The following is an 18696-nucleotide window of genomic DNA, read 5'->3' as shown; positions in this document are numbered from 1 at the left end:
GCCATGGATCTCGACACCTTCCGCAAGCTGGCCGTCGACCGGCGCGTCGTCCCCGTCAGCCGCCGCCTCCTCGCGGACGGCGACACCCCGGTCGGCCTGTACCGCAAGCTCGCCGCCGAGCGCCCCGGCACCTTCCTGCTGGAGTCCGCGGAGAACGGCCGCACCTGGTCGCGCTACTCCTTCATCGGCGTACGCAGCGACGCCACCCTCACCGCCCGCGACGGCGCGGCCCACTGGCTCGGCACCCCGCCCGTCGGCGTCCCGGTCGACGGCGACCCGCTGGAGGCCCTGCGCGCCACCGTCGAGACCCTCCACACCCCGCGCGACCTGGTGAGCGACGCGGGCCTGCCGCCCTTCACCGGCGGCATGGTCGGCTACCTCGGCTACGACGTCGTCCGCCGCCTGGAGAAGATCGGCGAGCACGGCGGCGACGACCTGAGGCTCCCCGAGCTGACCATGCTCCTCACCTCGGACCTCGCCGTCCTCGACCACCAGAACGGCACCGTCCTGCTGATCGCCAACGCGATCAACCACAACGACCTCTCCACCGGCGTCGACGAGGCCTACGCGGACGCCGTCGCCCGCCTCGACACGATGGAGCAGGACCTGCGCCGCCCGGTCGAGAACGCCCCGGCGGTCCTGCCGCCGTCCGAGCTGCCGCCGTACACCGCGCTCTGGGGCGGCGAGGCCTACCAGGACGCCGTCAAGGACATCAAGGAGCGCATCCGGGCGGGCGAGGCCTTCCAGGTCGTCCCCTCCCAGCGCTTCGAGACCCCGTGCACGGCGAGCGCCCTGGACGTCTACCGGGTGTTGCGGGCCACCAACCCGTCCCCGTACATGTACCTCTTCCGCTTCGACGGGTTCGACGTCGTCGGCTCCAGCCCCGAGGCCCTCGTCAAGGTCGAGGACGGGCGGGCCATGGTCCACCCGATCGCCGGGACCCGGCACCGCGGCGCCACCCCGCAGGAGGACCAGGCGCTCGCCGAGGAACTGCTCGCCGACCCCAAGGAGCGGGCCGAGCACCTGATGCTCGTCGACCTCGGCCGCAACGACCTGGGCCGGGTCTGCGAACCGGGCAGCGTGGAGGTCGTCGACTTCATGTCGATCGAGCGGTACTCCCACGTCATGCACATCGTCTCCACCGTCACCGGCCGCGTCACCGAGGACCGCACCGCCTTCGACGTCCTCACCGCCTGCTTCCCCGCGGGTACCCTCTCCGGCGCCCCCAAGCCGCGCGCCATGCAGATCATCGAGGAGCTGGAGCCGAGCCGCCGGGGCCTGTACGGGGGGTGCGTCGGCTATCTCGACTTCGCCGGGGACTCCGACACCGCGATCGCCATCCGTACCGCGCTGCTGCGGGACGGTACGGCGTACGTGCAGGCCGGAGCGGGTGTCGTAGCCGACTCGGACCCGGTCGCGGAGGACACCGAGTGCCGTAACAAGGCGGCCGCCGTGCTGCGCGCCGTCCATACCGCCAACCGGCTCCACGACCGCTGAGGCCGTAAGGGATAGTGGATGACGTGAGTGCTGTCCCCGTACCCCAGCCCCGTGCCCGAACCGCCGACGACGTGCCCGACGCGTCCTCCGGAGCCGCGCCCGACTCCTCGGGCAGCCGCCGGTCGCTCGCGGCCGCGCTGCTCCTGGGTGCGGCCGGTGCGACCGTCGTCCTCCTGGCCTCCGGCCAGATCTGGGCCGAGGGCCGGGCGGCGACCGGCGGCGGCGCCCTGCCGCTGACCGCCGACGGCCGGGACGTCACCGGTGCCCCGGCGGCCCTGGCGATCGTCGGCCTGGCCGCCCTCGTCGCCGTCTTCGCCGTGCGCGGCGCGGGCCGCCGTGTCGTCGCCGCGCTGCTCGCCCTCAGCGGCCTCGGGGCCGCGCTCAGCGCCTGGGCCGGCGCCTCCGACAGCACGGCCCTCGACGAGGAGGCCGCCCGCACCACCGGTGACACGGCGGCCACCATCGACGCCCTCACCCACACCGCCTGGCCGTACGTCACCGCCGCCGGGGGCCTGTTGATCCTGCTCGCCGGGCTGCTCGCCCTCCGCTTCGGCGGCCGCTGGCCCACGATGTCGGGCCGGTACGAACGCGACGGCACCCCGCGCCCCCGCAAGGCGCCCCGCACCGCCCCGGACCCGGACCGGCCCGAGGAGCTGTGGAAGGCGCTGGACCGGGGCGAGGACCCGACGGGCTGAACCCCTCCCTGAGGGGCGCCCCGGCCCACCTGCGACGGCCCCGTACGGGACAGACCCCCGGCCGACCTCCGACGGCCCCGTACAGGACAGACCCCCGGCTCATCCCCGGTGGCCCCGTACGGGACAATGGAGGCGAGCCGTCCCCCGAGCGACAGCTGCAGCGACACCTACGCGATACCCACCGCGCAACACCAACAAGGAGCAACTCATGGCGGGCACGAGCCACGGACACACCCCGGCCGCCTGGACCGGTGTCATCATCGCCTTCATCGGCTTCTGCGTCGCAGGCGTCTTCATGGTCGCGGCCAACCCGCTCGGCTTCTGGGCCGGTATCGCCGTCATCTTCGCCGGTGGCATCGTCGGTTACGCCATGAAGCTCGCGGGCCTCGGCATGCCGAAGGAGTCCGCCGAGCTGGTGGAGGCCCGGGCGCGCGCCGGCGAGGCCCAGGTCTCGCACTGACCCGCGCGTCCGACACGCAGCGAGGCGCAGCCCCGGGTGGGCTGCGCCTTTCCGTATGACCGGGGACAATCACGGGGTGGACGCCACCCCGAACCCGCCCCCCGAAGCCGCCCCCCAGGGGGTCGGCCCCGCCGACCGGCCCCGCCCGGAGACCGCCCCCCAGGGCGTCGGCCCCTGGAACATGCCCTTGACGGTCTGCCCAACCCCAGAAATGGCCCGGCCCCTCCCGGCCGACCCGGCGCCCGGGGACGAGCCCTCCGCCCCTTCAGCCCGTCCGGCTTCCGGGGACGGAACCCGCGCGATTCCAGCCCGTCCGGCTTCCGGGGACGGAACCCGCGCCATTCCAGCCCGTCCGGCGTTTGAGGACGGAACCCTTGCCGGGGTGGCCCCGGAGCTCACAGGGCCCTCGGGTGAGGACCCTTCTCAGATGCCCGGCCCCCAGAGCCACCGTTCCGTCCTCGAACGCCGGACGGGCTGGATGGCGCCCCGGACCGCCCAGACAGGCTCTCCAGCGCGCCAGCCAGGCCCTCCGGCCACCCGGGTACGCCGCCTGGCCACCCCTCTCGGCGTCCTCGCCACCGTCACCGCCGCCTTCGCCTACGTCGGCACCGTCGATCCCAACGAGCCCGGCCACTACCCCGTCTGCCCCCTGCTCAAGATCACCGGCGCGTTCTGCCCCGGCTGCGGCGGACTCCGCAGTGCCCATGCCTTCATCCACGGCGACCTCGGCGCCGCGTTCTCCTCCAACGCGCTCGCCACCACCGGCTACTTCCTCTTCGCCGCCGTCTGGGTCCTGTGGCTGGTCCGGGCCTGGCGCGGACAGTCGCTGCGGATCGTTCTCGCGCCCGCCTGGTGGTGGGGCATCGGCGCCCTGCTCCTGATCTTCACCGTGGTCCGGAATCTGCCGTTCGGCTCGGCGCTGGCGCCCTGAATGCCCAGGTAGTGGGACGCGGCGTGGCCGGATGCGGGCCCCGGGGCCTCCTGCGGATACCATCGGTATGGCTGATCCTGTTCACCGTCAACCGTTCCGGAAGGGGGCCGCTCGCGTGAGTGTGCTCGACGAGATCATCGACGGCGTCCGCGCCGACCTCGCGGAGCGGCAGGCGCGCGTCAGCCTCGACGAGCTGAAGGAGCGCGCCGCCCGCGCCCCCCAGGCCAAGGACGGAGTCGCCGCCCTGCGCGGCGAGGGCGTCACCGTCATCTGCGAGGTCAAGCGCTCGTCCCCGTCCAAGGGGGCCCTTGCCGCCATCGCGGACCCCGCCGCGCTCGCCGCGGACTACGAGGCCGGTGGCGCGTCCGTCATCTCGGTCCTCACCGAGGAGCGCCGGTTCGGCGGTTCGCTCGCCGACCTGGAGGCCGTCCGCGCCAAGGTCGACACCCCGATCCTGCGCAAGGACTTCATCGTCACCTCGTACCAGCTGTGGGAGGCCCGGGCGTACGGCGCCGACCTCGCCCTGCTGATCGTCGCCGCCCTCGACCAGGAGGCGCTGGTCTCCCTGATCGAGCGCGCCGAGTCGATCGGGCTCACCCCGATCGTCGAGGCGCACGACGAAGAGGAGGCGGAGCGCGCCGTGGACGCCGGGGCGAGGATCATCGGTGTCAACGCGCGCAACCTGAAGGACCTCAAGGTCGACCGCTCCACCTTCGAGCGCGTCGCCCCCGAGATCCCCGACCACATCGTCAAGATCGCCGAGTCCGGCGTCCGGGGCCCGCACGACCTGATCGCGTACGCCAACGCCGGCGCCGACGCCGTCCTCGTCGGCGAGTCCCTGGTCACCGGCCGCGACCCGCGCGCCGCCGTCGCCGACCTGGTCGCCGCCGGCGCCCACCCGGCCCTCCGCCACGGCCGCGGCTGACCGGGAGCGCCACGACATGACCGACCACCCCGTGCCCCGCACCCGGCCGGGCCTGCGCCCCGCCGGGGCACCGGCCCGGGACCCGCACGCCCCGCTGGCGCGCGGGTGCAGGCCGCGAGGCTGCCGCGCCCCCGCCCGGCGTGTGCACGGACGGCGTGTGCGGTACGTGATCGGTGACGAGCCCGGCCAGGTGAACGGGATGCGATGGCGCCCGGGGTCCGCGCAGTAGCGAGCCCCGGCCGACGTACCGCAGCACCCCACATCTCCACCCGTACGTACGACCGCACTGCCCCGACCGCACGCCGGTCCCGGTGGCGCTCGCTCCTTCGCGCATACGGTGAACCCACCCGTTGCCAGGCCAAGGAGCACGTCGCATGACGTCCGAATTCTTCATCCCGGACCCCGAGGGTCTGATCCCCAGCGCCGAGGGCTACTTCGGTGCGTACGGCGGCAAGTTCATCCCGGAGGCGCTCGTCGCCGCCGTGGACGAGGTCGCCGTCGAGTACGACAAGGCCAAGTCCGACCCGGCCTTCGCCGCCGAGCTCAACGAGCTCATGGTCAACTACACCGGCCGCCCCAGCGCGCTGACCGAGGTCCCGCGCTTCGCCGAACACGCGGGCGGCGCCCGGGTCTTCCTCAAGCGCGAGGACCTGAACCACACCGGATCGCACAAGATCAACAACGTGCTCGGCCAGGCGCTGCTCACCCGGCGCATGGGCAAGACCCGGGTTATCGCCGAGACCGGAGCCGGCCAGCACGGCGTCGCCACCGCCACCGCCTGCGCCCTCTTCGGCCTCGACTGCACCATCTACATGGGCGAGATCGACACCGAGCGCCAGGCGCTCAACGTGGCCCGGATGCGGATGCTCGGCGCCGAGGTCGTCGCCGTGAAGTCCGGCTCCCGGACCCTCAAGGACGCCATCAACGAGGCGTTCCGCGACTGGGTCGCCAACGTGGACCGTACGCACTACCTCTTCGGTACGGTCGCGGGACCGCACCCCTTCCCCGCGATGGTCCGCGACTTCCACCGCGTCATCGGCGTCGAGGCCCGCCGCCAGCTCCTGGAGCGCACCGGCCGCCTCCCCGACGCGGCGGTCGCCTGCGTCGGCGGCGGCTCCAACGCCATCGGCCTCTTCCACGCCTTCATCCCGGACGCCGAGGTCCGCCTGGTGGGCTGCGAGCCCGCCGGGCACGGCGTGGAGACCGGCGAGCACGCGGCGACCCTGACGGCGGGGGAGCCCGGCATCCTGCACGGGTCGCGCTCCTACGTCCTCCAGGACGACGAGGGCCAGATCACCGAGCCGTACTCCATCTCCGCCGGTCTGGACTACCCGGGCATCGGCCCGGAGCACTCCTACCTCAAGGACATCGGGCGCGGCGAGTACCGCGCGGTCACCGACGACGCCGCCATGCAGGCCCTGCGCCTGCTCTCCCGCACCGAGGGGATCATCCCGGCCATCGAGAGCGCCCACGCGCTCGCCGGTGCGCTGGACCTCGGCAAGGAGCTGGGCAAGGACGGGCTGATCCTCATCAACCTGTCCGGCCGGGGCGACAAGGACATGGACACCGCTGCCCGCTACTTCGGGCTGTACGACACCGACGCCGCCGTCGAGGCGGACGCCGACAGCGACCGCGCCGAGATCGAGGGGGACGCCAAGTGAGCGGCAACATCGAGCTGTTGAGCACCACCCTCGCCGCCGCCAAGGCGGAGGACCGGGCCGCGCTGATCGCCTACCTCCCGGCCGGCTTCCCGACCGTCGACGGCGGCATCGAGGCGGTCAAGGCCGTCGTCGCGGGCGGTGCCGACGTCGTGGAGGTCGGGCTCCCGCACAGCGACCCGGTCCTCGACGGGCCGGTCATCCAGACCGCCGACGACATCGCCCTGCGCGGCGGCGTCCGCATCGCCGACGTGATGCGGACGGTCCGCGAGGCGTACGAGGCCACCGGCGTCCCGATCCTGGTCATGACGTACTGGAACCCCATCGACCGGTACGGCGTGGAGCGTTTCACCGCCGAGCTGGCCGAGGCAGGCGGTGCCGGGTGCATCCTGCCCGACCTGCCGGTCCAGGAGTCCGCGCTGTGGCGCGAGCACGCCGACAAGCACGGCCTGGCCACCGTCTTCGTCGTCGCCCCCAGCAGCCAGGACGCCCGCCTCGCCACCATCACGGCGGCCGGCAGCGGCTTCGTCTACGCCGCCTCCCTGATGGGTGTCACCGGCACCCGCGCATCGGTCGGCGCCCAGGCCCAGGAGCTGGTGGGCCGCACCCGCGCCACCACCGACCTGCCGGTCTGCGTCGGCCTCGGGGTCTCCAACGCCGAGCAGGCCGCCGAGGTCGCCGGATTCGCCGACGGGGTGATCGTCGGCTCGGCCTTCGTCAAGGCGATCCTGGACGCCCCGGACGAGGCCGCCGGCCTCGACGCCGTCCGGTCCCTGGCGGGCGAGCTGGCCCAGGGCGTTCGAAAGCGGTGACCCTCGAAGTCACCTGAACGGGTGGAATATGGACCGGGGAGGCGCGTACGTGCCTCCCCGGTTCGTTGCTGCGGGTGTGAGCGACAAGATTCCTGAGGGAAACCGAAGTGCGCGTGAGCGCCTGGCCCAGCAGCGCGAGCGGGAGAAGGGCCGCGAGAAGCGCCGCCGTACGCTGATCGTCTCCTCCGCCGTGGTCGGCGTCCTGGCGCTGGCCGCCGTGGTCGGCCTGATCGCGGCCAACGTGGGCAAGGACAGTGGCGGCGACAGCGCCTCCGGCCCCGCCATCACCCCGTCGGGGGCGACCGGCGAGGACTCCCTGACCCTCCCGGTCGGCGCCTCCGACGCCCCGTCCACGCTCACGATCTGGGAGGACTTCCGCTGCCCGGTCTGCGCCCAGTTCGAGAACGCCTTCCGGGACACCGTCACCGAGCTGGTCGAAGCGGGTCAGCTCAAGGTGGAGTACCACCTGGCCACGATCATCGACGGCAACCTCGGCGGCAAGGGCTCGCTGCGCGCCGCCAACGCCGCCGCCTGCGCCCAGGACGTCGGCAAGTTCGCCCCCTACCACGACGTGCTCTTCCGCAACCAGCCCCCCGAGCCCGACGACGCCTTCGCCAAGAACAGCCGGCTGATCGAGCTGGCCGGCGAGGTCGAAGGCCTCGACACGCCGGGCTTCCGCAGCTGTGTGGAGAGCGGCGAGCACGACAGCTGGGTCCAGAAGTCCGACACGGCGTTCCGTGAGGGCGGCTTCCAGGGCACCCCGACCGCCCTCCTCAACGGCGAGTCGATCTTCCCGAAGAAGGGCGACGAGCAGATCTCCGTGGAGAACCTGAAGAAGTGGGTCGCCGAGGCCAACAAGGGCAAGAAGCCCGGCACCGCCACCCCGTCCGCGCCCGCTTCCTGAGGGGCGCGGGGGAGCCCTCCGAGGGGCGGGCGGCACGGGCCCGTGACCGGGCCCTCGTTATCCAGACGTTGCCGGGTGGCTTGCCGTACCCACCGCCCGGCAAGGTAGCGTCGACCCCGTCATGAACCTTGCCTCCATTCCCAGCCCGTCGACCGGCGTGATCGAGCTCGGCCCGATCCCGCTCCGCGGCTACGCGTTCTGCATCATCATCGGTGTCTTCGTCGCCGTCTGGATCGGCAACAAGCGCTGGGTCGCCCGTGGCGGCAGAGCGGGCACCGTCGCCGACATCGCCGTCTGGGCCGTGCCCTTCGGCCTCGTCGGCGGCCGGCTCTACCACGTGATCACCGACTACCAGCTCTACTTCAGCGACGGCCAGAACTGGGTCGACGCCTTCAAGATCTGGGAGGGCGGCCTCGGCATCTGGGGCGCCATCGCCCTCGGCGCGGTCGGCGCGTGGATCGGCTGCCGCCGCCGGGGCATCCCGCTGCCCGCCTGGGCGGACGCGCTGGCCCCCGGTATCGCCATCGCCCAGGCGATCGGCCGCTGGGGCAACTGGTTCAACCAGGAGCTGTACGGCAAGCCGACCGACCTCCCCTGGGCGCTGGAGATCAGCGAGGGCCCCAACCGGGTCGCCGGGACGTACCACCCGACCTTCCTCTACGAGTCGCTGTGGTGCGTCGGCGTCGCGCTGCTGGTCATCTGGGCCGACCGCCGCTTCAAGCTCGGCCACGGACGGGCGTTCGCGCTGTACGTCGCGGCCTACTGCGCCGGTCGCGGCTGGATCGAGTACATGCGGGTCGACGAGGCCCACCACGTCCTCGGCCTGCGCCTGAACGTGTGGACCGCGATCACCGTCTTCGCCCTCGCCGTCGCCTACATCGTGATCTCCGCGAAGCTCCGCCCGGGCCGCGAGGAGATCGTGGAGCCGGACCGGGACGCGGAGGCCGCCGCGAAGAAGGACGAGCCCGAGGACACGGACGCCCCCGAGACCTCCGGCGACCCGCTGAAGAAGGACACGGACACGGCGGACGCCGAGGCCCCGGCCGAGGACTCCGCCCCCGAGGCCGCCGACAAGCGCTGACCTCGCGCACGCACTGCCCCCGATCGCCGGGCGGACCTGGGGAACCTCAGGACCGCCCGGCGATCGCCAGTGTGCGGCGCGCCGACGCCACCACCGCCGCGTCCACGAACCGCCCGTCGGGCAGTGCCAGCGCCCCCGCCTCCACCGCCGACGCCGCGACGATCTCCTCCGCCGCCTCGATCTCCCGGGCCGACGGCCAAAACGCCCTCTCGATCACCTCCAGCTGACGCGGATGGATCGCCGCCCGGCCCAGCAGCCCGAGCCCCCGCCCCCGTACGCACGAGGCCCACAGCCCGTCCAGGTCCCGTACGTCCGGGAAGACCGACTGCGCGGGCGGCGGCAGCGCGGCCGCCCGGGCCGCCACCACCAGCCGGCTGCGCGACCAGTCCAGCCCGCTGTCCTCCCGTACGCCGAGATCGGCACGGAGATCCGCCTCGCCCAGCGCGATGCCCCGGACGGCGGGGTCGGCCGAGGCGATCGAGTACGCGTGCTCCATGGCGAGCGCCGACTCCAGGAGCGGATAGAGCGGTACGCCGGGTGCCACCGCCGCCACATGGTGCACGGAGACCGCGTGCGTGATCTTCGGCAGCCGGAGACCGGAGAGGCCCGGGAGCGCCATCAGCGCCCGGATGTCGTCCTCGCCGTGCACCCGGACATGGACCGGCACGGCGTCGGCGGTGGTCACCGGGTCGGCGAGGAGTTCGGCGGTGGCGGCGCGCGCGTACTCCTTACGGTCGGGGGCGACGGCGTCCTCCAGGTCGACGATCACCACGTCCGCCCCGCAGCCGAGCGCCTTCGCCACCACCTCCGGCCGGTCCCGGGGACGTACAGCCAGGTCAGCGGGGGCCTGCCGACCGGCGGAGGAGGCCCTCCGGCAGCGGCGGACCCGGGATCGGCCGGCCGTTCACAGCGCCCCCTGGTCCCGCAGCGCGGCGATCCGGTTCTCCGAGAGGCCGAGCCCGGCCAGGATCTCCTCGGTGTCCGCGCCGTGCGGGCGGCCCGCCCAGCGGATGGCGCCCGGGGTCTCCGAGAGCCGGAAGAGGACGTTCTGCATCCGCAGCGGCCCCAACTCCGGGTCGTCGACCTCGGCGATCGTGCCCAGCGCCCGGTACTGCGGATCCTCCATCACCTCCCGTACGTCATGGATCGGCGCCACGGCCGCCTCCGCCTTCTCGAAGCCGTTCAGCACCTCCTCGCGGCTGTGGCGGGAGATCCAGTGGCCGACGGCCTCGTCCAGCTCCTCCGTGTGTTCGGCCCGGGTGGTGCCCGCGCCGAACCAGGGCTCCTCGATCAGCTCCGGGCGGCCCACCAGCCGCATCACCCGCTCGGCGACGGACTGGGCGGAGGTGGAGACCGCGACCCAGTGGCCGTCGGCGGTGCGGTAGGTGTTGCGCGGGGCGTTGTTGCGGGAGCGGTTGCCGGTGCGCGGCTGGACGTAGCCGAGCTGGTCGTACCAGAGCGGCTGCGGCCCCAGCACGGTCAGGATCGGTTCGATGATCGCCAGGTCCACCACCTGCCCCTCGCCCGTCCTCTCCCGCCCGGCGAGCGCGGCCATCACCGCGTACGCCGTCGCCAGCGCCGCGATGGAGTCCGCCAGCCCGAACGGCGGCAGCGTCGGTGGCCCGTCCGGCTCCCCGGTGATCGCCGCGAACCCGCTCATCGCCTCGGCCAGCGTGCCGAACCCGGGCCGGTGCGCGTACGGCCCGAACTGCCCGAAGCCGGTGACCCGCGCCAGCACCAGCCGAGGGTTGACGGCACGCAGCTCGTCCGGTCCGAGGCCCCAGCGCTCCAGGGTCCCCGGCCGGAAGTTCTCGACGATGACGTCGGTCTCGGCGGCCAGCTGGAGGAGCACGTCCCGGCCGCCGGGGGCGGACAGGTCCAGCGTCAGGGTGCGCTTGTTGCGGCCGAGCAGCTTCCACCACAGGCCGACCCCGTCCTTGGCGGGCCCGTGCCCACGTGAGGGGTCCGGCTTGCTGGGGTGCTCCACCTTGATCACATCGGCGCCGAAGTCCCCGAGCATGGTGGCGGCGAGCGGCCCGGCGAAGAGGGTGGCAAGGTCGATCACCTTCAGCCCGGTCAGGGGCCCTGTCGCTGTCGTACTCATGCTGCCTCGATCTCGCTGCGGTACGGCATGGACGTGGACGCGCCCGGCCTCTGGACGCAGAGGGCGGCGGCCGAGGAGGCGAACGCCAGCGCCTTCGCCACCGGCCGCCCTCCCCGAGCGCCACCGCCAGCGCCCCGACGAAGGTGTCCCCGGCCCCGGTCGTGTCGACGGCCCGCACCTCGGGCGCCTCGAACAGCACCGGCTCGCCGCCCCGGGCCGCGTACAGGCTGCCCCTCGCACCGAGCGTGATGATCACCTCGGGCACCTGGCGCAGCAGGATCTCCGCCGCCGCGTGCGGTTCGGCCTGTCCGGAGAGTTCGGCGGCCTCGTGCTCGTTGGGCACCAGCAGGTCGATGTGGTCCAGGAGTTCATCGGGCAGTGGCTGTACGGGGGAGGGGGTGAGGATGGTCCGTACGCCCTGGGCGCGGGCGGCGCGGGCGCCCTCCACGACGGCGGAGAGCGGGAGTTCGAGCTGCATCAGCAGCAGGTCGGCGGCGGCGATGGCCGCGATCTCGCCGGGGCCGAGCGCGGTGACGACGCCGTTGGCGCCGGGGATCACCACGATGGCGTTGGACCCGGAGTCGTCCACCACGATGTGCGCGGTGCCGCTGGGGCCCTCGGCGGTGTGCAGCAAGTCCGTGTCGACACCGGCGTGTTCGAGGCCGTCGCGCAGCTGGGCGCCGTACGCGTCGTCGCCGACCGCGCCGATCATCGTCACCTCGCCGCCCGCGTGGGCGGCGGCGACGGCCTGGTTGGCGCCCTTGCCGCCGGGGACGGTCCGGAACTCCCGGCCGGTGACCGTCTCCCCGCGTTCCGGGGCGCGGGCGGTGTAGGCGACGAGATCCATGTTGGTGCTGCCGAGCACCGCGATACGGGTCATGGGCGCAGAGCCTCCTGGTGGGTCAGTGCGGCGAGGGTGTCGAAGCCGACCTGGCCGAAGCCGGGTACGGAGGTGGCGAGGCGGTTCTTCAGAGGGGCCGTCCAGTGGTCGGGCAGGGCGGCCGGGGTGCCCGCGAGGAGTCCGGCGAGGGAGCCGGCGGTGGCCCCGTTGGAGTCGGTGTCCCAGCCGCCCGAGACCGCGTTGCCGATCGACCGGGTGAAGTCGCCGTCGGCGTGGGTGAGAGCGGCGGCGACGAGGGCGGCGTTGGGCAGCACGTGTACCCAGTGGTGGGTGCCGGCATACGCGGCGTGCAGCCGGTCCACGACGGTGTCGAACTCCCCTTCCGCGCACGCCGTTCCGATGCCCAGCCGGACCGCCCGGGCGTACCGCGAATGCGGCGGCACCACCCGCAGCCCGGCGGCCAGGCAGCCGTGCACATCGCTCTCACCGCCCGCTGCCGCGGCGAGCGCGGCCGCCGTGAACATCGCGCCGTAGACCCCGTTGGCGGTGTGGGTCAGGACCGCGTCGCGGTGGGCCTGCGCGGCTGCTCCGGCCGGGTCGCCGGGGTGGGTCCAGCCGTGCACATCGGCCCGGATCTGGGCGCCGATCCACTCACGGAAGGGGTTGCGGAGGCGGGCGGTCCGCGGGGGTTCGACGCCCGCGAGGAGATTGCCGTACGCGATCCGCTCGGCGGTGAAGGTGCGGCCCGCCGGGAGTTCGTCCAGCCAGAGGCGGGCCAGGTCGGCGGTGGTGAAGGAGCGCCCGTGCCGTTGGAGCAACAGCAGGGTGAGGAGAGGGTAGTTGAGGTCGTCGTCCTCCGGCATGCCGTCGATGTTCTCGGCGAGCGAGGTGGGGGCCGAGCGGCGGTTCCAGGGGTGGGCGGCGAGGAGTTCGGCGGGTACGCCGTGTGCGGTGAAATAGGTGGTGAGGGGCCAGTTGCCGGTGGCGCGGGCGAGGGCGCGGATGCCGTGCAGCGGCAGTTTCTCCACCGGCTTCCCGAGCAGACAGCCGGCCGCCCGGCCGAGCCAGGCGGCGTGCAGGCGGGCGAGGGTGATGGCGGGCGTGCGGTCCCGGCCGGCGTCGGGCAGCCTGTCCCGGCCGGTGGTGGCCGTCCCGTCCTGCCCGCCACCGGCCGTCCCGTCCAGGCCGGTGGCGCGTGTCGGGTCCGGTCCGGCCGGCGCCTGATCGCGGCCCGCGACGGCGATTCCGCCCCGGCTGGCGGCGGCCGCCCCGGCCCGGCCCGCGACCGCCGGGCCGGTCTCCGGGGGTCCCGGCCACTGCGGGCAGGCGGCCACGATCCCGTCCAGGCCGGTCGGCTCGTCGGCCGCCAACGGCGATTCCAGCGTGGCGAGTTCGTCCAGCAGCTCACCGGCCAGTGCGCGCAGGCGCGGTGATGCGGCCGGCTCGGAGGCGCCCGCACGGTCCGGGGCGGGGGAGCCCCCGGCCGCGTACCACCGCTCCTCGATCCCCCGGGCGTCCCGCCCGTCCTGCGCGGCCTGCCGCAGCTCGTGCCCGACCAGGTCCTCGGGCTGCACCCAGGTGAGGCGGACGGGCGGGCCCTGGGGCGTAGGGGCATGCGGGGCCTCGGGCTGGGCCCGGGTGGTGCACGCGTAAGGGCCTCCGGACCGTGCCCCGCTCAGGTCGACGCTCACCGCGTGCCTGCCAGCGCGGTGAAGGCCTCCTCGTGGGCCCGGCGGCGCTCCAGGTCCCGGGCGAAGACCTCCCGGGTCACCCGCGCCAGGGTCCGGGCCGGGGCCTGAAGGTCCAGCCGGCTCGCCTCCGCCACCGTCTCCGCCCAGTCGTCCGGGACCTCACCGCCCAGCGCGCCCGCGATGGCGCCGCTCATCGTGGCGATGGAGTCGCAGTCCCGCCCGTAGTTGACCGAACCGAGCACCGTACGCCGGTAGTCGCCGCCTCCGACCAGCAACATGCCCAGGGCGATGGGCAGTTCCTCGATGGCGTGCAGCCGGGAGGGGCGGCGGGCGCCGAGCGAGGGGGAGCGGTAGTCGGGGCCGACGGTGTCGAACGGCTCCACGGCGGCGCGCAGCGGGGCGAGCGCGGACTCGAAGTCGTCGTGGTGCGCGGCGACTTCGCAGACGGCTTCGATCGCGGACCGGGTGCCGTCCTTCGCGAGCGCGAGGGCCGCGTCGACCACCGTGCCCGGCGTCGCGCCCGGGCGGCAGGCGGCGGCCACGGCGGCGGCGAAGACCCCGGCGGCCTCCCGCCCGTAGGAGGACTGGTGGGGCGCGGCGACCTCCAGCGCCTCGGCGTAAGCGGCCTCCGGGTGCCCGGCGTTCACCAGCCCGACCGGGGCCATGTACATCGCGGCCCCGCAGTTGACGATGTTCCCCGCGCCGGCCTCGCGCGGGTCGACGTGCCCGTAGTGCAGCCGGGCCACGATCCACTTCTCCGCCAGGAAGATCCGCTGGAGGGGAGGGCGTCCGCCTCCAGCTCCGGGATCCAGCGCGGGGAGAGCAGATCCGGTACGAGGTGATCGGCGACGGCGTACGCGTCGAGGTGGTCGCGTACGCGGTCGTAGACCCGGACCAGGGCGTGGGTCATCAGGGTGTCGTCGGTGACGTGCCCGTCGCCCTTGTGGTACGGGGCGATGGGGCGTGCGGTGCGCCAGTTCTCGCCGTGCCAGGGGCCGACGATCCCGGTCACCCGGCCGCCGTGGCGCTCGGCGATCTGCTCGGGCGTCCAGCCCTCGACCGGGCCGCCGAGGGCGTCCCCGACGGCGGCGCCGACGAGGGCCCGGGTGATGCGGTCATCGAGGCCGGGAGGGGAGTGCGGTGTCGAGGGGGCGGGGACGGGCTCGGCTGCCGTGGCCGTTGTGGGCGTCATGCCGGAATTGTCCACCCGGGGTGTCCGGTTCCGTGGCTGCGAGCAACCCGGCGAGTTCGATCAGATCCACGCCCGCGAGCCGGGGGAGCGCACAGCCCGCGAGCGTCCGGCACGCCTCGCGCCAGCCCGCCGGTACGGCGGTGACCGAGCCGATCGCCCCGGTCAGCGCTCCGGCCAGGGCGGGCGCGGAGTCCGCGACCCGGGAGAGACAGGCGGCGGCCGGGACGGCCTGGGCGATCTCGCCGCGAGCCGCGGTGGTGAGGGCCAGGGCGACGGGTACGGTCTCGGCGGCGGCGATCCCGTAGCTGTAGACGTGGTCCACGATCTGGTGCTCCAGGACCGGGACCAGGGAGAACGCCCCGGCGGGCTCGTCCGCGAACTCCCGGGCCAGGCGGACCGCGTGTTCGGCGTTGCGGGCGATCTCGGTGCCGCCGGGGAGCTGGGCGAGGGCGGCGTTCACCACCGTGTCCACGTCCGCCCCGGACAGCGCCACGGCGATCGCGGCGGCCATGGCGCGGGCCCCGTGCACCCCGTCGCCGTCCTGGGTGTAGCGGGCGTCGAACTCCGCGAGCGCCGCCGCCTCCTCGGGGGCGCCCGGGTGGACGACGGCGAGGACGGCGGCCCGTACGCAGGCGGCGTCGTCGAAGTAGTGCGGGTTGTCGTGCCCGGTGGCGGGCGGCCGCAGCCCGGCGGCCAGATTGCCGAGCCCGGCCCGCACCGAGATCCGGGCCCGCAGCGGCAGCACCGCCGCCTCCACCTCGGGGGCCCGGGCGCTCGCGGCGGCGACGGTGGCGGCCAGCGCGTTCCAGGCCCGGTCCACCGCGTCCCGCATCCGGCGCCCCGGGGAGAGGCCGTCCGCGTCGTCGGCCGCCGCCAGCACCGTACGGGCGGCGAACGCGGCCCACTCGGCGTCGTCGGACGGCCCGAGCCGCAGCGGCTCGGGCGGCTGGTTGAGCGCGATGGGCACGGGGAGCGTGGTGGTCGCGTTCTGCTCGGCGAAGGTGTCCAGCTCCCGGGTGAGCCGCCGCGTCCACTCGGGCATCCGGGCCGCCCGATGCCGCGCGGCCGGCCACCCGGCGGCGTCCCCGGAGGCGAGCCCGAGGAGCAGGCCCTCGATACGGGCGCGGCGGGAGGGGGCGGGGGCACCGGGATCTGCCGGGCGGGGCGCTCGCTCGGGCGTGCGTGCCTGCTCGCGGGTCTCGGGCGCCACCGTCGCTTCCGGGCCCCGGACGGGCCCGGGGTCACCCGGTGTGCGGTCCGGGGCGGCGGTCCCCGGAGAGCTGGGCCCCTCACGCTCGGCCTCCGCCGCCGCGAGGCCCGGAGCATCCGGTGGCCCGTCGGCCACCGGGGCTCGCCCCGGGGCCGCCGGCCAGGACCGCACGCAGGCCTCCGCCGCCGGGAGGCCGGACCCGGATACCGCCGGAGCACCGTTCATCTCGTGTACGGCCGCGGCTCCCGCAGCCGCCTCGCCCGTCGTGGTCGTGGTGGGTCGTCCTGTGCGGGGTGGGGGCTGGTCGGTCGTGGTTGTGGTCGGTCGTCCTGTGCGAGGTGGGGGCTGGTCCGTCGTGGCTGTGGTCGGTCGTCCTGTACCGGGTGGAGGCTGGCCTGTCGTCGCCATGGTCGGTCCTCCCGTACGGGGTCGCGGCTCGCCTGCCGTCGTCATCGCCGCTCCTCCCGTACGGGCTCGAAGTCGGCCGATACCGACGCCATCTCCCGTACCGCCGAGGGCTCGCGACCTCCGCCGCCCCGCTCCTGCGGGCTCCCCACCGCCTCCGCCCCCTCCGGTGTCAGCCGGTCCGCGATGTCCAGCACGTGGTACCCCCGCATCGAGGGCAGGCAGCTGCCCCGCACCGGGCCGATCGCCGACGCCCACTCCGGCGGGATCGCGACCGCCCCGTGCAGCGCCCCGGCCAGGGCCCCCGCCACCGCCGCCGTCGTATCCGCGTCGCGGCCCATGTTCACGGCCGTCAGCACCGCCGTACGGAAGTCCCCCCGGGCCGCCGTGAACGCTCCGAAGGCCAGGCCCACCGCCTCCGGCGCCAGATCCGTCCACGGGTAGCCGCCGATCACCACCGCCGAGCGCACCGCCCGCTCCATCGTGAGGCGGTCCGGGTACGGGCGCTGGGCCGCTGCCACCGCGCGGCGCAGTGAGCGGGCCGTCCAGGAGTCCATCGGGACCACCGACAGCGCCGCCGCGATCACCGAGGCGAGGCCCGCGCCGACCATGGCCGCCGCCACCCCGGCCGCCACCGCCTGGCCCCCGTAGATCCCCTCACCCTCGTGGCTCACCCGGCCGTCCACCGCCACCAGCCGGGCCGCCTCGGCGGGGCGTCCCGCCGCGAACACCCCGAAGGGGGCCGCGCGCATCGCGAGGCCGTCGCTCCAGGCGTGCCGGTGCTGGGCCGAGATCGGTGCGGCGAGGCCCCGGCGCAGGTTCTCCAGGGTGCCGCGCTCACTGAACCCGGCGCCCCGGAACGGGCCCTCGTCGAGATCGGCGATCCAGTGGTGCCAGGCCCGCTCCACCTGGGAGACGGTGAGCGCGGAGCCGTGCCGGGCCAGCAGCAGCCCGGAGAAGATCGCGTACTCCGTGTCGTCGGTGCCCGCCGGGTCCTCGCTCACGAACCCCTCGATCCGCCCCCAGCGGCGGCGGATCTCCGAGGGCCGCAGATTCTCCGCCGGGGCGCCGAGCGCGTCCCCGACCGCCAGACCCAGCAGTGCGCCCCTGGCCCGTTCCTTGCCGACGGCCGTGTCCATGGCGTCGCCCTCCGCTCGTCCGGCGCGTCCGATTCCGGGTCCGTTTCCGGGCCCTGTCCGCATATGTGCCACGTGGGGCGCGGCCGGAGGTCGGACGGCGGCAGAAAGGGGCCACTCGGATGACCGGCCAGGAAAGCTGAGCCTGGCCTTTCTTCGCAGGTCAGAGGGGTGGTAAGTCAGGCCTGCCTTGCTGGCGGAGGTCGCCCGTCCGGCGTACCTTGGACTTTGTCGAAAGTTGTACAGGTAACCGCTTGGTGGGGTGACGGCCCGCCGGGGGAACAAGGGGAGACGTAGACCGTGGCCATCATCGAGACCGACGCCGTCCTGCACGAGGCGCACCGGGACAACCACACCCACCGGGACGTGAACGGCGGCTGGCTGCGCCCCGCCGTCTTCGGCGCCATGGACGGTCTGGTCTCCAACCTCGCCCTGATGACCGGTGTCGCGGGCGGCGCGGTCTCGCAGCAGACCATCGTGATCACGGGGCTCGCGGGCCTGGCCGCCGGCGCGTTCTCCATGGCGGCCGGTGAGTACACCTCCGTCGCCTCGCAGCGCGAGCTGGTGGAGGCCGAGCTGGCCGTGGAGCGCCGGGAGCTGCGTAAGCACCCCAAGGACGAGATGGCCGAGCTGGCCGCGCTCTACGAGGCCCGGGGCGTGGATGCCCCACTGGCCGGCGAGGTGGCCCGGCAGCTCTCGCGCGACCCGGAGCAGGCGCTGGAGATCCACGCCCGCGAGGAGCTGGGCATCGACCCGAACGACCTGCCCTCCCCGCTCGTGGCCGCCGCCTCTTCTTTCGGCGCCTTCGCCCTCGGTGCCCTGCTCCCCGTCCTGCCCTACCTCCTCGGCGCGAGCGCCCTGTGGCCCTCGGTGCTCCTCGCCCTGGCCGGCCTCTTCGGCTGCGGCGCGGTGGTGGCCCGGGTGACGGCCCGCAGCTGGTGGTTCAGCGGACTGCGCCAGCTCGCCCTCGGCGGCGCCGCTGCGGCCCTGACGTACGGGCTGGGCACGCTCTTCGGTGTGGCGGCCGGCTGACCGCACGGGCGTAACAGGACCGCCCGAACGGCTTAACCGTGGGGCAACCCGTGTGACGTACGTCTTGGCGCCGCCCTCTGGGCGGGGCGGACCCCGCCGCCGTAAAATGAGACTCTATGCAG

15 protein-coding genes and 3 pseudogenes are annotated in these 18696 nt (G+C 74.3%); 11 read left to right on the top strand and 7 right to left on the bottom strand.

Features of this window, described 5'->3' with window-relative positions; genetic code table 11:
* The first annotated feature begins 3 nt into the window (after positions 1 to 3).
* The 10 genes from D6270_RS07295 to lgt all read left to right on the top strand — a co-directional run bounded on the left by D6270_RS07295 (position 4) and on the right by lgt (position 8963).
* Positions 4 to 1497, top strand: a complete 1494-nt coding sequence (locus D6270_RS07295) for an anthranilate synthase component I (protein WP_109166181.1) — start codon at positions 4 to 6, stop codon at positions 1495 to 1497.
* A gap of 14 nt (positions 1498 to 1511) precedes the next feature.
* On the top strand, positions 1512 to 2192 hold the full coding sequence (locus D6270_RS07290) for a TIGR02234 family membrane protein (protein WP_109166182.1): 681 nt from the start codon (positions 1512 to 1514) through the stop codon (positions 2190 to 2192).
* A 208-nt stretch (positions 2193 to 2400) separates the two neighbouring features.
* The gene (locus tag D6270_RS07285; protein ID WP_018512043.1) at positions 2401 to 2652 is read left to right on the top strand and encodes an HGxxPAAW family protein; all 252 of its coding nucleotides are present in this window, start codon (positions 2401 to 2403) and stop codon (positions 2650 to 2652) included.
* A 427-nt stretch (positions 2653 to 3079) separates the two neighbouring features.
* Positions 3080 to 3583 carry a DUF2752 domain-containing protein gene (locus D6270_RS07280; protein WP_109166183.1) on the top strand — a complete coding sequence of 168 codons (504 nt, stop codon included), beginning with the start codon at positions 3080 to 3082 and terminating at the stop codon, positions 3581 to 3583.
* 115 nt (positions 3584 to 3698) lie between these two features.
* On the top strand, positions 3699 to 4508 hold the full coding sequence (gene trpC / locus D6270_RS07275) for an indole-3-glycerol phosphate synthase TrpC (protein ID WP_109166184.1): 810 nt from the start codon (positions 3699 to 3701) through the stop codon (positions 4506 to 4508).
* Positions 4509 to 4524: 16 nt separating this feature from the next.
* On the top strand, positions 4525 to 4737 hold the full coding sequence (gene trpM, locus D6270_RS07270) for a tryptophan biosynthesis modulator TrpM (protein WP_109166185.1): 213 nt from the start codon (positions 4525 to 4527) through the stop codon (positions 4735 to 4737).
* Positions 4738 to 4882: 145 nt separating this feature from the next.
* Entirely contained in the window at positions 4883 to 6169 is a 1287-nt protein-coding gene (gene trpB / locus D6270_RS07265; protein WP_109166186.1) for a tryptophan synthase subunit beta, read from the top strand.
* Complete coding sequence (gene trpA, locus D6270_RS07260) at positions 6166 to 6978, top strand: tryptophan synthase subunit alpha (RefSeq protein WP_109166187.1); 813 nt, start codon at positions 6166 to 6168, stop codon at positions 6976 to 6978. The genes trpB and trpA overlap by 4 nt, the downstream gene beginning before the upstream one ends.
* Positions 6979 to 7054: 76 nt before the next feature.
* The gene (locus D6270_RS07255; RefSeq protein ID WP_109166188.1) at positions 7055 to 7882 is read left to right on the top strand and encodes a DsbA family protein; all 828 of its coding nucleotides are present in this window, start codon (positions 7055 to 7057) and stop codon (positions 7880 to 7882) included.
* A gap of 121 nt (positions 7883 to 8003) precedes the next feature.
* Positions 8004 to 8963, top strand: coding sequence for a prolipoprotein diacylglyceryl transferase (lgt, locus tag D6270_RS07250; RefSeq protein WP_109166189.1), 960 nt, complete (start codon positions 8004 to 8006; stop codon positions 8961 to 8963).
* Positions 8964 to 9009: 46 nt separating this feature from the next.
* Here the strand turns inward: lgt and D6270_RS07245 are convergent.
* From D6270_RS07245 to D6270_RS07215, 7 genes and pseudogenes are all read right to left on the bottom strand, one after another.
* Positions 9010 to 9856: pseudogene (locus tag D6270_RS07245) on the bottom strand (HpcH/HpaI aldolase/citrate lyase family protein).
* Between the two features lie 11 nt (positions 9857 to 9867).
* On the bottom strand, positions 9868 to 11067 hold the full coding sequence (locus D6270_RS07240; RefSeq protein ID WP_109166190.1) for a CaiB/BaiF CoA transferase family protein: 1200 nt from the start codon (positions 11065 to 11067) through the stop codon (positions 9868 to 9870).
* Positions 11064 to 11947 (bottom strand): annotated as a pseudogene (rbsK, locus tag D6270_RS07235) (ribokinase). The gene D6270_RS07240 and the pseudogene rbsK overlap by 4 nt, the downstream one beginning before the upstream one ends.
* Positions 11944 to 13482: an ADP-ribosylglycohydrolase family protein gene (locus D6270_RS07230; RefSeq protein WP_109167557.1), complete on the bottom strand. Its 1539-nt coding sequence runs from the start codon at positions 13480 to 13482 to the stop codon at positions 11944 to 11946. The pseudogene rbsK and the gene D6270_RS07230 overlap by 4 nt, the downstream one beginning before the upstream one ends.
* A 113-nt stretch (positions 13483 to 13595) precedes the next feature.
* Positions 13596 to 14791, bottom strand: a pseudogene (locus D6270_RS07225) (ADP-ribosylglycohydrolase family protein).
* Complete coding sequence (locus tag D6270_RS07220) at positions 14715 to 16226, bottom strand: ADP-ribosylglycohydrolase family protein (protein ID WP_225976784.1); 1512 nt, start codon at positions 16224 to 16226, stop codon at positions 14715 to 14717. The pseudogene D6270_RS07225 and the gene D6270_RS07220 overlap by 77 nt, the downstream one beginning before the upstream one ends.
* A gap of 224 nt (positions 16227 to 16450) precedes the next feature.
* Complete coding sequence (locus D6270_RS07215; protein ID WP_109166194.1) at positions 16451 to 17545, bottom strand: ADP-ribosylglycohydrolase family protein; 1095 nt, start codon at positions 17543 to 17545, stop codon at positions 16451 to 16453.
* Positions 17546 to 17842: 297 nt separating this feature from the next.
* Here D6270_RS07215 and D6270_RS07210 point away from each other — a divergent pair, with 297 nt between their 5' ends.
* Positions 17843 to 18574, top strand: coding sequence for a VIT1/CCC1 transporter family protein (locus tag D6270_RS07210; protein ID WP_109166195.1), 732 nt, complete (start codon positions 17843 to 17845; stop codon positions 18572 to 18574).
* Positions 18575 to 18696: the final 122 nt, after the last annotated feature.

The sequence above is a fragment of the Streptomyces griseus subsp. griseus genome, from assembly GCF_003610995.1.
Lineage (GTDB): Bacteria > Actinomycetota > Actinomycetes > Streptomycetales > Streptomycetaceae > Streptomyces.
Note: the sequence above shows the minus strand (reverse complement) of the source record. Positions and strands in the feature narration are given on the sequence as shown.